This window comes from Mycobacterium sp. NTMscope_Eco_3 (assembly GCF_976985685.1).
Map to the genome: position 1 here is coordinate 2,099,571 of NZ_CDRJYZ010000001.1, position 13,080 is coordinate 2,112,650.

Below are 13,080 nucleotides of genomic sequence, written 5' to 3' on the forward strand. Positions count from 1 at the left end.
ATGCAATTACCAGGACAGCTTGCGGCGGCCGGTCTCGACCTGCCCGCCGACGCGCTCGCGCGCGGTGTCGGCCAAGTGGCTGCCCCGCTTGCGTGCGGTCTCGGCGAGCTCCTCGGAGCGCGCCCTCGCCGTGTCGGCCAGCTTCTCGCTGCGTTTGCGTGCCTTCTTGGCCAGCTTCTCGCTGCGTTTGCGTGCCTTCTTGGCCAGTGGTGCGGCCCGATCGGCGGCCTCATCGGCCAGCTCTTCGCTGCGTTTGCGCGCCTTCTCGGCCAGATAGGCTGCGCGGTCGGCGGCCTCGTCGGCCCATTCCTCACCGCGCTTGCGGGCCTTCTTCGCCAGCGGCTTGCTGCGCTCGGCCGCGGTGCTGGCCAGCTCGCGGCCGCGTTCCAGCGCGGTTTCGGCGTAGGGCGCACCGCGTTGCGCTGCCGTGCTGGCCAATTCGCGGCCGCGTTCCAGTGCGGCTTCGGCGTAGGGCGCGCCCCGCTCCGCCGCGGTGCTGGCCAACTCGCGGCCGCGTTCGGCGCCGACGTGCAGGCCGTGTGCGATCCGGTCGCCCAGCTCCGACAACTCGCCTTCGAAGGCCGAATCGTCGGATCCAGGCCACGCCGACGAGACCCGCTCCGAGAGCCGTTCGGCCGCCCGGCGCCCGCGCCACCCCAGTGACGGTTTGCCCGCTGTGTCGGCGGAGGCGATCAACAGTCCGCCCAACAGGCTGAGATCGGTCAGAAACTGCTGCCGCTTTTGGGCTTTGGCCGCCGGGTCGCTTTCGTTCCAGAACGAGTGCGCCCCGAGGTTCGCCGGTAACACCGTCACCGCCAGCGCGGCCGACGCGATGCGGGGGAGCTTGCCGGTGGCGAGCAGCAGGCCTCCGCCGATTTGGACGGCCGCGGTGATTTGGGCGACCGTCTCGGGGTCGCTCGGAATGTTGCCGCTCACCGAATCCGGCAACGCCTGCAAGCCGTCCACCGCCGGGGCCGCCGCCTGGGCCGCGGATTTGGGGTTGAGTAGTGAATTGACTCCTTGCCCGATGAATGCGACTGACAACAGGGGTCGCGCGATTCTCCTGATCACCATGGCCCGTGTATTACCCGACTGCCTGTCGAGCAAACCGTGGCACCGATTTGCGCAGCTAGGGCGGCGCCGCGGCGCACCCGGATACTGTGGAGGCCGTGCGAGCGTTGATCATCGTCGACGTGCAAAACGACTTCTGCGAGGGCGGCGCCGTGCCGGTGGCCGGCGGCGCCGCCCTCGCGCCCGCCATCAATGCCTATCTGGCCGGCGATTCGGGCTATCGCTACGTGGTGGCAACCCAGGATTTCCACGTCGACCCGGGCGACCATTTCTCCGACCGGCCGGACTATTTCTCGTCCTGGCCCCCGCACTGCGTCGCCGGGAGCGCGGGCGCGGACTTTCGCCCCGACTTGGACACCGCGCGCATCGATGCCGTCTTTCGCAAAGGCGCCTACTCCGCGGGCTACAGCGGCTTTGAAGGTACCGACGAGAACGGGACGCCGCTCCTGGAGTGGTTGCGGCAGCGCGGGGTTGACGACGTCGACGTGGTTGGCATTGCCACCGACCATTGCGTCCGGCGGACCGCGGAGGACGCGGCACGTTCGGGTCTGACGACCAGGGTGCTGGTGGACCTGACCGCGGCCGCGGCGGCGGATTCGGGCGCCGCGGCGCTGGCGGAGATGGAATCCGTTGGCATCGAGTTGGTGGGGGGACGGTAATGGTGGTGCCACTGGACCGGGAACGTCTGCTCGCGGCGGTGGAGCGCTCACCGCAGGCGGCCGCCGCGCACGATCGCGCCGGATGGGTGGCGTTGTTCACCGGCGACGGCCGGGTCGAGGACCCGGTGGGTTCGCGGCCCCACGTGGGGCATGAGCAGATCGGGCGTTTTTACGACACTTTCATCGGCCCGCGTGACATCAAATTTCATCGCGATCTCGACATCGTCTTCGGCACGGCGGTGCTGCGCGATCTCGAGCTCGAGGTGGCCATGGGCCCGGCCGTGACCATGTACATTCCGGCATTCCTGCGCTACGACCTCCGAGAAGCCAACGGCGAGTGGCTAATCGGCGAACTACGGGCGTATTGGGAGCTGCCCGCCATGATGGCGCAGTTCCTGCGCACCGGGCCGGGCGCGGTGCGCCCCGCGCTGCACCTGTCGAAAGGACTGCTGACCAATCAGGGATGGCGGGGGACCGCCGGATTCATGGCCGGATTCCGGCGGGTGGGCGCCCGCCACCAACGGCTCGTGCGGAGTTTCCTCGCCGCCGCCGCGCAAGGAGACACGTTCGCCGCGGCGCGGGCGCTGTCATCAAAGGCTGCAATAACTTTGGGTGATCGTGACCCCCTCGAGCTGGCCGAACTCGTGGAACAACTGGACGGGGCCGGCGCAACCAAGATGAGCAGCGCCGGCCCGACGGTCGCGGTCTCCATCAACTCGGGCCACGGGCGTGCCATCATGTTCGCCGACGTGGCCTGGCGCGGCAACGCGATCAACCGGATCCGGTACTTTCCCGGCTGATCCGTCCGTTTTCAGCGGGCGACCAGCAGCGCCAGCGACGTTGCGGACAGGCACAAGTAGGCCGCGGGGAACGCGATGTTGTACAGGACGCGCGCCTTCACGTGCGTCAATACCGCACCGATGAAAAACAGGACCAGGCCCGTGGCGGCGGCTATTCCCAATTCGCGTGGGCCCAGCAGTCCGACCGCGATTCCGGCGGCCCCGGCCAGCTTCACCGCGCCCAGCGCCGGTAACCACGAACGTGGCACCCCGACCTCGGCGGAGTTCGCCAGCACGAATCGAGCCGGAACGAAGTCGGCGATGGCGATTGCGGCGGTGACGGTAGCGGTCGACAGCGCGATCACGACAAGTGCGGTGTTCATGTGGATCAATCCCTTGTCGCGCAGCGAATTCCGCCGCGAATTGCCTGGTTACACAGCCCGCCGCGGCGCACAATCGGTAAGGTCATGGTGTTGGTCTCCTTCGCAACAGGAAGTCCGGTGGATGCGGTCATCTCCTTGACGATTCCCGTGCAGAAAAGGTGACCCATGAGCGCAACAACGGATTTGGCGGCTCTCGCGCAGCGATTCGACGCCGATCGGCGACACCTGCGATCGGTCGCGTTCCAGCTGCTGGGCTCGGTGGCCGACGCGGACGACGCGGTGCAGTCCGCCTGGCTGAAGGCCAGCCGCGCGGACTTCGGGGCCATCGACAACCTCTCCGGGTGGTTCACGACGATCACCGCGCGTGAGGCGCTGGACCAGCTGCGGGCGCGCAAGCGCCGGGCCGAGCAACCCCTCGCCGAACCCGACGAGCTGGACCGGCTGGCTGGGGCGTCGTCGGCGCCGGCCGACGAGGACGCGCTGCTGGCGGAGTCGGTGAGCAGCGCGCTGCTCGTCGTGCTCGACCGGCTCTCACCGGCACAGCGCGTCGCTTTCGTGCTGCACGACGTGTTCGCCATGCCATTCGAGACGATCGCCGCGTTGTTGCACCGGTCCCCGGATGCCGCGAAGAAACTCGCCAGCCGGGCCCGCGGCCGGCTGCACGACGGCCCGGTCGCCGAACCCCGCAGCACGGCCGGCCACCTGGAGGTGGTCGAGGCGTTTCTGGCGGCCTCCCGCGGTGGCGACATCGCCGGACTGCTCGAGCTGCTGGCTCCCGACGTCGTGCGCACGGTCGACCGCGCCCTGGTCCCCACGGACGTGCCCACCACGGTGCGCGGCGCCAGGCAGGTCGCCGAGGAGACGCGCCGGTTCGCCAGGCAGGTCGCCGAGGAGACGCGCCGGTTCGCCAGGCGGGCGCGCGCCGGGGTCGTCATGCTCATCGACGGTGCGCCGGGCATCGTGATCGTCGCCGGTGGGCGCGCTCAGATCCTGCTGGTGATCGGCATCGGAGCCGACGATCGCATCCACACGATCGACATCACCGGCGATGCCGAGCGCATCCGCAGGGCGGCGCTGGCGCTGCCCCGCGGGCCGATCCAGGAACATCACAACCTCGTCGGGTACCAAGGACGTCAGACAGAGCCGGCCAACGGCCGGGAACGCGGCTAGACCGGGAGAGCCATGCTCGACAAGCCGTTCGGACGGCGCAGCTTGCTGCGGGGCGCCGGCGCGCTGTCCGCCGTGGCGCTGGCACCGTGGTCGGCCGGCTGCGCTCCCGACGACGACGCGCTGACCTTCTTCTTCGCGGCCAACCCGGACGAGCGTGAGGCGAGGATGCGCATCGTCGACGAGTTTGCGCGCCGCCATCCCGACATCAAGGTGCGTGCGGTGTTGTCCGGGCCGGGCGTCATGCAACAGCTTTCGACGTTCTGTGTCGGCGGCAAATGCCCCGACGTGCTGATGACATGGGAACTGTCCTACGCCGAACTCGCCGACCGCGGCGTGCTGCTGGATCTGAACCCCCTGTTGGCGCGGGACAAATCGTTCGCCCAGCAGCTCAAGGCGGACAGCATCCCGGCGCTGTACGAAACCTTTGCCTTCAACGGAGGGCAGTTCGCGCTTCCCGAGCAATGGTCGGGCAACTACCTGTTCTACAACAAGCGGCTGTTTGCCGAGGCCGGGGTGCCGCCCCCGCCCACCGCATGGCAACGCCCTTGGGATTTCACCGAATTCCTGGACACCGCACGGGCGCTGACCAAGCGCGACGCATCCGGGCGGGCCGCGCAGTACGGGTTCGTCAACACCTGGGTGTCGACCTACTCGGCGGGGCTGTTCGCGATGAACAACGGCGTCCCGTGGTCCAACCCGCGGGTGAATCCGACGCACCTCAATTTCGACGACCACGCCTTTCAGCAGGCGGTGCAGTTCTACGCCGACCTGGCCAACGAGCACAGGGTCGCGCCGAACGATTCGGAGACGCAGTCGATGTCCACCCCCAACCTGTTCGCGGTGGGGCGGGCGGCGATCGCGCTGGGCGGGCACTGGCGCTACCAGACCTACCTCCGCGCCGAGGACCTCGATTTCGATGTCGCGCCGTTGCCGGTCGGCCCGGCGCGCGCAAACCGACGCGCGGCGTGTTCCGACATCGGCGCCACCGGGCTGGGCATCTCGTCGACCAGTCCACGCAAGGAACAGGCCTGGGAATTCGTGAAATTCGCGGCCGGCCCGGTCGGGCAGGCGTTGATCGGTGAATCCTGTCTGTTCGTTCCCGTGCTGCGGTCGGCTCTGACATCGGAAGGATTCGCCAATGCCCATCGACGGATCGGCAATCTCAGTGTGCTCACCGAGGGCCCTGCGTTCTCGGAAGGACTGCCGATCACTCCGGTGTGGGAGAAGGTCAACGCGTTGATGGACCGCAACTTTGGCCCGATCCTGCGCGGTCGCCAACCGGCGACGTCCTTGGCCGGCCTGTCCCGCTCCGTCGACGAAGTGCTGCGCAGTCCATGACCGCGACGCATTCAGGTGGCGCGGCCGCCCCGGCGCGGAAGGCGAGCGGAAGGGTCCCGGAAAACCCGAGCCCGTGGCGCCGGCACGCCTGGGCCGGCCGGCTGTTCGTCGCCCCAAACTTGGTGGCGGTCGCCGTGTTCATGCTCTTTCCGCTGGGCTTCTCGCTGTACATGAGCTTTCAGCGCTGGGACGTGTTCACACCGCCGAAGTTCGTGGGGCTGAAGAACTTCGGGGAGCTCTTCACCTCGGATCCGCTGTTCGTCATCGCGATCCGCAACACGGTGATCTTCACCCTTGGGACGGTGGTGCCCACGGTTGTCATCAGTCTGGCCGTCGCCGGTGTGCTGAACCAGAGAGTCAGGGGCATCGGTATTTTCCGGACCATCGTCTTCCTCCCATTGGCCATCTCATCGGTGGTCATGGCGGTGGTGTGGCAGTTCGTTTTCAATACCGACAATGGCTTGCTGAACATCATGCTCGGCTGGGTTGGGCTCGGTCCCGTCCCATGGTTGGTCGAGCCCCACTGGGCCATGGTCTCGCTGTGCATTGTCAGCGTATGGCGCAGCGTGCCGTTTGCCACCGTCGTCTTGCTGGCCGCGATGCAGGGCGTCCCGGGGACGGTGTACGAGGCCGCCACCATCGACGGAGCAAGCGAGACAAGGCAATTCATCTCGATCACGGTGCCGCTGATCCGGGGGTCGATCTCGTTTGTGGTCATCATCTCGGTCATCCACGCCTTTCAGGCGTTCGACCTGGTCTACGTCCTCACCGGCGCCAATGGCGGGCCCGAATCGGCGACCTACGTCCTGGGCATCATGCTGTTCCAGCACGCGTTTTCGTTTCTCGAGTTCGGGTACGCATCCGCGCTGGCGTGGGTGATGTTCGCCGTCCTGCTGGTGTTGACCGTCGTGCAGTTGAAAGTGAGCCATCGACGTTCTTTGGAGACTTCGCGTGGGCTTAAGTGAGGGTGTCATCAGGCGCACCGCGTTGCGTGGCGGCATGGTCTATGCGGCCCTGCTCGGCATCGCCTGGTGCGCGCTGTTTCCGATAGCGTGGGCGCTGTCGGGTTCGCTCAAGACCGAGGGCGAGGTCAGCGAACCCACACTGCTGCCGGCGCACCCGCGGTGGTCCAACTACACCGAAGTGTTTGCGTTGCTGCCGTTCGGGCGGATGTTCTTCAACACCGTGCTGTATGCGGGGTGTGTCACCGCGGGGCATGTCTTCTTTTGCTCACTGGCCGGATACGCCTTCGCGCGACTGGACTTTCGCGGCCGCGATGCACTGTTCGTGGTTTATTTGGGCACGTTGATGGTGCCGCTGACGGTGACGGTGATCCCGCAGTTCCTCGTCATGCGGACCCTGGGATGGGTCGACACCCCGTGGGCGATGATCGTGCCCGGCTTCTTCGGTAGCGCGTTCGGCACGTACCTGATGCGGCAATTCTTCCGGACCCTCCCCACCGACCTGGAGGAAGCGGCGATACTCGACGGTTGTTCGCCGTGGCAGGTCTATTGGCGCATCCTGCTGCCGCACGCCAGGCCGGCGGTGATGGTGCTCGCGGTGCTCACCTGGGTCAACGTCTGGAACGATTTTCTGTGGCCGCTGTTGATGATTCAGCGCAACAGCCTGGCCACGCTGACGTTGGGGCTGGTGCGAATGAAGGGTGAGTACGTTTCCCGGTGGCCGGTTTTGATGGCAACCTCGCTGCTCATCATGTTGCCATTGGTCGTGATCTACGCGTTCGCGCAACGTTCGTTCGTCCGCGGCATCGCGGTCACGGGAATGGGTGGGTGATCATGGCCTCGGTGAGCTTCGAGCAGGCGACACGGCACTATCCCGGAGCGGATCGCCCGGCCCTGGACAACCTGGATCTCGTTGTCGGCGACGGCGAGTTCGTCGTGCTGGTGGGGCCCTCCGGATGCGGCAAGACCACCTCGCTGCGGATGGTGGCCGGGCTGGAAACCGTGGACTCCGGGCGCATCCGGATCGGCGACAGGGACGTCACCAAGGTCGATCCCAAGAACCGGGACGTCGCAATGGTCTTTCAGAACTATGCGCTCTACCCGCACATGACGGTGGCCGAAAATATGGGCTTCGCCATGAAGATCGCCAAAACCCCAAAGGCGCAGATCCGTGAACGGGTGTTGGACGCGGCGAAATTGCTTGATCTGCAACCGTATCTCGATCGCAAGCCGAAAGACCTGTCCGGCGGACAGCGCCAGCGAGTGGCGATGGGCCGCGCGATCGTGCGCCGGCCGCAGGTGTTCCTGATGGACGAACCGCTGTCCAATCTGGACGCCAAACTGCGGGTGCAAACCCGCAACCAGATCGCCGCACTGCAACGGCGGCTCAGCACGACCACCGTCTACGTCACCCACGATCAGGTCGAGGCGATGACGATGGGTGACCGCGTCGCCGTGCTGTGCGACGGCGTGCTGCAGCAATTCGCCCCACCCCGCGAGCTTTACCGAAACCCGGACAACGTCTTCGTGGCGGGTTTCATCGGGTCGCCGGCGATGAATCTGTTCACCCTGCGCATCGTGGATTCCACCGTGTCGCTGGGTGATTGGCCCATCACGGTGCCACGGGAGATCGCCAGTGCCGCAGGCGAGGTCGTCGTCGGGGTCCGTCCCGAACATTTCGGGCTGGGTGACCTCGGTGTCGAGATGGAGGTCGACGTGGTGGAGGAGCTGGGTGCGGACGCCTACCTGTACGGGCGAATCACCGGCTCCGGCAAGGTAATCGAGGCGCCGATCGTGGCGCGCGCCGACGGACGCAATCCGCCGGCGAGAGGCAGCAGGGTGCGCCTGCATCCGCAGCCGGGACACGTGCACTTCTTCGGCGTGGACGGTCGCCGACTGTGTTGATCATGCTCCCGGGTTTCGGCGTGCCGTGCAGGCACAGCCCGGCTCCGTCCGGTTAGGGTGGTGGTAGTGAGTGACGTGCGTGCCGACCTGGTGTGCGAAGGCGGCGGTGTCCGGGGGATCGGACTGGTGGGAGCGGTGGATGCGCTCGACCAGGCCGGGTACCGGTTTCCCCGCGTCGCGGGAAGCAGCGCGGGCGCCATCGTCGCCTCACTGGTGGCCGCCCTGCAGGTCGCCGGTGAGCCGATCAGCCGGTTGGCCGACATCATGCGCGCCATCGATTACCGGAAGTTCCTCGACCGCAATCTGATCGGACGAGTTCCGCTGATCGGCGGGGCGCTGTCCTTGCTGACGTCGGACGGTGTGTATCGGGGCGCCTACCTCGAACAGTTGCTCGCCGGGCTGCTCGGTGATCTGGGCGTCCGGACGTTCGGCGATCTGCGCACGGGGGAACAGCCCGAACAGTTCGCGTGGTCCCTCGTGGTGACTGCCAGCGACCTGTCGCGGCGCCGGCTGGTGCGGATCCCGTGGGACCTCAGCACGTATGGCATCAACCCCGATGATTTTTCGGTGGCGCGCGCGGTGCACGCGTCGTCGGCCATTCCGTACGTGTTCGAGCCCGTTCGGGTCGCCGGCGCGACGTGGGTGGACGGCGGATTGCTATCGGACTTTCCGGTCCAGTTGTTCGACCGGCCGGATGCCCAACCACGGTGGCCCACATTCGGTATCCGGCTGTCCGCGCGTCCGGGCATCCCGCCCACGCATCCCGTCCACGGTCCGGTGTCGTTGGGGCTCGCCGCGATAGAGACGCTGGTGAGTAACCAGGACAACGCCTACATCGACGATCCCTGCACCGTCCGGCGCACCATCTTCGTGTCCGCCGACGAAGTCAGCCCGATCGACTTCGACATCACCGTGCAGCAGCGTGAGGCCCTCTACCAACGAGGATTGCAAGCGGGCCAACAGTTTCTGCGGACCTGGAACTACGCGGACTATCTCGCCGCGTGCGGCGGCCCGGTGCCAAAATCACCGTGACGGCGCTGAAGCCGGCTACCCGCGCGAGCAGCGAATCACATGGACGCGACGCCGGACACGCTCGACGTCATCCGGCGTCGGCAATTGGTTGGTGATCCGGGTGATCTCCACCCCGATATCAACGGGGCTGATCGGCCAGACGCGACGCGCGATGAGATCGCTTGCAATGGCGGTGATGTCGTGGCTGCAGAGTCGTCGGCGCGTCAACGCCACCAGCGGCACGTGACCGGGAGCCGGCATGCCGGTGGGGTAACCGGCCCGCACAAACGCCACAATGCTTGTCACCCAATGCGACAAGTCCATACGTCCACCTCGCTAACCGCCGCAAGTTGCACATGAGCGGCAGTGCTTGCCTTAGCTAGCAACGTACCATCGGCGACGTCATCAGCCAGGTAACGCCACACAGTTAAACGCAGCTTTTTACGGCTCGCCCGCGCTGGCGCCGAGAGTGATCTTGCCGACCATCGCCCCATCCTGGCGTGCCGTAACACTGTTTGGCCACAAGGCTTTCTACTATTGCCGCGTGGTGGATCGCTATGGAACCGATGTGCTGGCCGCGGGACGGCGCAAGCCCCGCTCGACCGAACACCCGGCCGAATTGGGCCTGGTCGTCGAGGACGTCGAAACCGGCTACGTCGGCGCGGTGGTGCGAGTCGAATACGGCCGGGTGGACCTGGAAGACCGGCGCGGTCACGTGCGCGGCTTTCCTTTGGGCCCTGGGTATTTGCTCGAAGGACGACCCGTCATCCTCACCGCCCCGCGGCGGGCGGCGCCGGCGGCCCCGACCAGGACGGCGTCGGGCTCGGTCGCAGTACCGGGGGCCCGCGCGCGAGTCGCCCGCGCCAGCCGAATCTATGTCGAGGGCCGCCACGACGCCGAACTCATCGCACAGGTGTGGGGCGAGGACTTGAAGATCGAAGGTGTCGTCGTCGAGCAACTCGGCGGCGTCGACGATTTGGTGGACATCGTCGCCGAGTTCGCGCCCGGCCCGGGGCGACGCCTCGGAGTGCTCGTCGACCACCTCGTCACCGGTTCCAAGGAGGCCCGCATCGCCGACGCGGTGCGACGTGGCCCGGGCGGTACCGACACCCTCGTCGTCGGTCACCCCTACGTCGACATCTGGCAGGCCGTGAAGCCGCAGCGGCTGGGGCTGACCGCCTGGCCGGACGTGCCGCGGCAGGTGGACTGGAAACACGGCGCGTGCCAGGCGCTTCGCTTGCCCCACGCCGATCAGGCCGACATCGCCAGGGCCTGGCGGCATATCCGTTCGCGAGTGCGCGACTGGAACGACCTGGAGCCGGCGCTGATCAGCCGGGTCGAGGAACTCATCGACTTCGTGACGCAGCCGGTGTGCTGAGCCTGCCGACGTAGTTAAGCTCTTGCCCGTTGCCGCTTCACGTCAGTCGAGATCTGCGTCGAGCACCGCATTTGATCGGCGTCGATCGAGGCATACCGTGGGGTATGGCTTCTCGACACACCTTGTTTCGGGTCTTTTATCGGCTCGGCTTTACCCCTTGGGACGGTCATGCCGAGGCGAACGGCCTACGGGAGCTGATCGAGGGAACCGCGGACCTACCCGCGTCGCCACCGGGAGAGGCACTGGATGTCGGATGCGGCACCGGAGACTCGTCGATCTACCTTGCCCAGCATGGACGGCGGGTCACCGGAGTTGACTTCGTGCCGAAGGCACTCGGAAGGGCCCGCGCCAAGGCTCGTGCTGCTGGCGTGGCGGTCGATTTCGTCCAGGCTGACGTCACGCACCTGAGTCGAGCCGGGATCGACGCGAAATTCCAGTTGATTGTGGACAACGGATGTTTGCACGGGATGAGTGATAGCGACCGCGATCTTTACGTCCAGGAGGTCACGGCGGCGGCTGCCCCCGGGGCGCGACTGTTGATTGTCGCCGCCCCGCCCGGTGGCCCGGTCAGATTTCTCGGGCTCGATCAGCTGGAGATCCAGCGCAGGTTCACGCCCGAGTGGACGCTGCTGTCGACGGCAGAAGAAAAGATGGCATTTGTCAACAGGTCTGCCCACCGATACACACCGATCGCGTTGATCCGCAACCGATTCGCAGTGCACTGTTACCTGCTGCAGCGCACCGGGTGATTCTAGAGAGCAACCAGCCCATTGGTGCACCGCTAGGTCGGCTACGCTAAGCCGAAATCCCGATCGGCGGGACAGAAATAGGGCGCATGCAGGGCGTATTCGGCGTATTCATAGGCACGTTCCTCATCGGCCTCCGCGAAGGCCTCGAGGCTTCGCTCATCGTGAGCATCGTCGGCGCCTTCCTCAAGCGCAACGGCCAGACGATCCGCCCGATGTTCGCCGGCGTGGCCCTGGCCGTGTTGCTCAGCGTCGCGATGGGTGTCGGTCTCGACCTGTTCGCCGCGAGCCTGCCGCAGGTCCAGCAGGAGATGATGGAGACCGTCATCAACGCCATCGCCGTGGTGTTCGTGACGTCGATGATCATCTGGATGAACGGCAACGCCGCGCAGCTCAAGGGCGAACTCGAGCGCGGGGCCCGGCAGGCGATCAATCGTGGCGGCGCGCTGGCCCTGGCCGCCATGGCGTTTCTCGCCGTCCTCAAAGAGGGCTTCGAGACGTCGGTGTTCTTGCTGGCCGCCGCCGAGACGTCGCACGGCAACCGGTGGTTCGCCCTGCTCGGCGGCGCCGTGGGCATCGCGGCGGCGATCGGGCTCGGCGTGGGCCTGTACTTCGGTGGTGTGCGACTCAACCTCGGCCGGTTCTTCCGGGTGACCGGGGTGTTTTTGGTGCTGATCGCCGCCGGGCTGGTGGTGGGCGCGTTGCGCACCGCGCACGAGGCGGGCTGGGTGAGCATCGGCCAGCAGCAGGTGCTCGACCTGTCCGGGTGGATCCCGAGCAACTCCGTCCTGGGCGCGGTGACGGCGGGCGTGTTCGGCATCCCCGCCGACCCGCGGCTGATCGAAGTGCTGGGCTGGCTGCTGTATGCCGTGCCGGTGCTCATCGTGTTCCTGTGGCCGGCCCGGCTCGCCGCCGCGCCGCGCGCCCGGGGCCGGCTGCTGGCGGCCGCCTCGGCGCTGCTGCTCATCGTCGCGGCCGGGTTGGCGATCATGACGCCCGCCGGTCGCGCGTCGCCGAACGTACCGGCGCGCACCGTCACCGACCGCTCGGGCCACACCGCTGCGGTGTCGATGGCGACCGGGCCGCACGGCCGCGAGCTGACCGTGGTTCCCCGGGGTACCTCGACCGTCCGACACATCCTGCTTGTCCCGGCGGACGATCAAACCGTGGACGGCTTACCCGTACAGGTATGGCAGGCTTCCGAGGCCGCGGGGGCCGACGGTGCGCCGGAAGTCACGCTGGAGCAGTTGCTGAGCATGACGGGCGGCCGGCTGCCCGTGGGACTCGGGGTGGGCCGCACTCCGGGGCCGTTTCAGGGTCAATGGTCAACGACCACGGTGTATACGGTGCTCGCGCGGGGCGATTTCGTGGTGAGTGCGCAAGCGACGAGCAACCGCACGGCGATTTTGACCGGCGGCGGGCTGGCCGGGGCCAAGACCGTCAGTCTTGGCGGGCTGGCGACGGACTGGTCCACCTCCGGCGCCGAAGACCACTCGACGGCGGCCGAGATCGTCGCGCGCGGCCGCAATCGCGGGGACCGCCAGCTCTGGAATGTTTGGCTTCCACTGGTGCTTGGCGGTTTCGCCCTGGTCTGCGGTCTCGGCGCTATAGCCTCGATGCGGCAACGGCACGCCGGCCACCCGAGAGAGGACAACGATTGATGGTGAAGCGCACCGCG

Annotated in this window: 13 protein-coding genes and 1 pseudogene; 11 read left to right on the forward strand and 3 right to left on the reverse strand. The window is 67.1% G+C overall.

Annotated features, from left to right (window positions below; genetic code table 11):
- Positions 1-6 precede the first annotated feature (6 nt).
- On the reverse strand, positions 7-1,074 hold the full coding sequence (locus tag AC0KTM_RS09585; RefSeq protein ID WP_225326801.1) for a DoxX family protein: 1,068 nt from the start codon (positions 1,072-1,074) through the stop codon (positions 7-9).
- 95 nt (positions 1,075-1,169) lie between these two features.
- Here AC0KTM_RS09585 and pncA point away from each other — a divergent pair, with 95 nt between their 5' ends.
- Positions 1,170-1,730: a pyrazinamidase PncA gene (pncA, locus tag AC0KTM_RS09590; RefSeq protein ID WP_238957978.1), complete on the forward strand. Its 561-nt coding sequence runs from the start codon at positions 1,170-1,172 to the stop codon at positions 1,728-1,730.
- Positions 1,730-2,530, forward strand: coding sequence for a nuclear transport factor 2 family protein (locus AC0KTM_RS09595; RefSeq protein WP_238957979.1), 801 nt, complete (start codon positions 1,730-1,732; stop codon positions 2,528-2,530). The genes pncA and AC0KTM_RS09595 overlap by 1 nt, the downstream gene beginning before the upstream one ends.
- Before the next feature lie 11 nt (positions 2,531-2,541).
- On the opposite strand, the gene AC0KTM_RS09600 is transcribed toward AC0KTM_RS09595, so the two are convergent.
- On the reverse strand, positions 2,542-2,892 hold the full coding sequence (locus AC0KTM_RS09600) for a DoxX family protein (protein ID WP_472415479.1): 351 nt from the start codon (positions 2,890-2,892) through the stop codon (positions 2,542-2,544).
- Between the two features lie 165 nt (positions 2,893-3,057).
- Here AC0KTM_RS09600 and AC0KTM_RS09605 point away from each other — a divergent pair, with 165 nt between their 5' ends.
- The 6 genes and pseudogenes from AC0KTM_RS09605 to AC0KTM_RS09630 all read left to right on the forward strand — a co-directional run bounded on the left by AC0KTM_RS09605 (position 3,058) and on the right by AC0KTM_RS09630 (position 9,299).
- A complete protein-coding gene (locus tag AC0KTM_RS09605; protein WP_472415480.1) occupies positions 3,058-4,062 on the forward strand; it encodes a sigma-70 family RNA polymerase sigma factor in 1,005 nt (334 codons plus the stop codon).
- Positions 4,063-4,074: 12 nt separating this feature from the next.
- Positions 4,075-5,400: an ABC transporter substrate-binding protein gene (locus tag AC0KTM_RS09610; RefSeq protein ID WP_225326796.1), complete on the forward strand. Its 1,326-nt coding sequence runs from the start codon at positions 4,075-4,077 to the stop codon at positions 5,398-5,400.
- Positions 5,401-5,415: 15 nt separating this feature from the next.
- Positions 5,416-6,365, forward strand: a pseudogene (locus AC0KTM_RS09615) (carbohydrate ABC transporter permease).
- A 34-nt stretch (positions 6,366-6,399) separates the two neighbouring features.
- A complete protein-coding gene (locus AC0KTM_RS09620) occupies positions 6,400-7,194 on the forward strand; it encodes a carbohydrate ABC transporter permease (protein ID WP_275254811.1) in 795 nt (264 codons plus the stop codon).
- A gap of 2 nt (positions 7,195-7,196) precedes the next feature.
- The gene (locus tag AC0KTM_RS09625) at positions 7,197-8,267 is read left to right on the forward strand and encodes an ABC transporter ATP-binding protein (RefSeq protein ID WP_238957983.1); all 1,071 of its coding nucleotides are present in this window, start codon (positions 7,197-7,199) and stop codon (positions 8,265-8,267) included.
- A gap of 66 nt (positions 8,268-8,333) precedes the next feature.
- The gene (locus tag AC0KTM_RS09630; protein WP_472415481.1) at positions 8,334-9,299 is read left to right on the forward strand and encodes a patatin-like phospholipase family protein; all 966 of its coding nucleotides are present in this window, start codon (positions 8,334-8,336) and stop codon (positions 9,297-9,299) included.
- A 15-nt stretch (positions 9,300-9,314) separates the two neighbouring features.
- Here AC0KTM_RS09630 and AC0KTM_RS09635 read toward each other — a convergent pair whose 3' ends face one another.
- Entirely contained in the window at positions 9,315-9,602 is a 288-nt protein-coding gene (locus AC0KTM_RS09635) for a DUF3349 domain-containing protein (protein WP_238957985.1), read from the reverse strand.
- A 220-nt stretch (positions 9,603-9,822) separates the two neighbouring features.
- On the opposite strand from AC0KTM_RS09635, the gene AC0KTM_RS09640 reads away from it, so the two are divergent.
- The 3 genes from AC0KTM_RS09640 (at position 9,823) to efeU (ending at position 13,063) form a co-directional block, all read left to right on the forward strand.
- Positions 9,823-10,656, forward strand: coding sequence for a DUF3097 family protein (locus tag AC0KTM_RS09640; protein WP_472415482.1), 834 nt, complete (start codon positions 9,823-9,825; stop codon positions 10,654-10,656).
- 104 nt (positions 10,657-10,760) lie between these two features.
- Complete coding sequence (locus AC0KTM_RS09645; RefSeq protein ID WP_472417434.1) at positions 10,761-11,405, forward strand: class I SAM-dependent methyltransferase; 645 nt, start codon at positions 10,761-10,763, stop codon at positions 11,403-11,405.
- Positions 11,406-11,491: 86 nt separating this feature from the next.
- Complete coding sequence (efeU, locus tag AC0KTM_RS09650; protein ID WP_225326789.1) at positions 11,492-13,063, forward strand: iron uptake transporter permease EfeU; 1,572 nt, start codon at positions 11,492-11,494, stop codon at positions 13,061-13,063.
- The last annotated feature ends 17 nt before the right edge of the window (positions 13,064-13,080 follow it).

Excerpts from the sequence above, each read along its gene's own strand:
- AC0KTM_RS09595 (WP_238957979.1), top strand. The coding sequence starts at position 1,730 with ATGGTGGTGCCACTGGACCGGGAACGTCTGCTCGCGGCGGTGGAGCGC.
- AC0KTM_RS09600 (WP_472415479.1), bottom strand. The coding sequence starts at position 2,892 with ATGAACACCGCACTTGTCGTGATCGCGCTGTCGACCGCTACCGTCACC.
- AC0KTM_RS09620 (WP_275254811.1), top strand. The coding sequence starts at position 6,400 with ATGGTCTATGCGGCCCTGCTCGGCATCGCCTGGTGCGCGCTGTTTCCG.
- AC0KTM_RS09610 (WP_225326796.1), top strand. The coding sequence starts at position 4,075 with ATGCTCGACAAGCCGTTCGGACGGCGCAGCTTGCTGCGGGGCGCCGGC.
- AC0KTM_RS09605 (WP_472415480.1), top strand. The coding sequence starts at position 3,058 with ATGAGCGCAACAACGGATTTGGCGGCTCTCGCGCAGCGATTCGACGCC.
- efeU (WP_225326789.1), top strand. The coding sequence starts at position 11,492 with ATGCAGGGCGTATTCGGCGTATTCATAGGCACGTTCCTCATCGGCCTC.
- AC0KTM_RS09635 (WP_238957985.1), bottom strand. The coding sequence starts at position 9,602 with ATGGACTTGTCGCATTGGGTGACAAGCATTGTGGCGTTTGTGCGGGCC.
- AC0KTM_RS09585 (WP_225326801.1), bottom strand. The coding sequence starts at position 1,074 with ATGGTGATCAGGAGAATCGCGCGACCCCTGTTGTCAGTCGCATTCATC.
- AC0KTM_RS09645 (WP_472417434.1), top strand. The coding sequence starts at position 10,761 with ATGGCTTCTCGACACACCTTGTTTCGGGTCTTTTATCGGCTCGGCTTT.
- AC0KTM_RS09625 (WP_238957983.1), top strand. The coding sequence starts at position 7,197 with ATGGCCTCGGTGAGCTTCGAGCAGGCGACACGGCACTATCCCGGAGCG.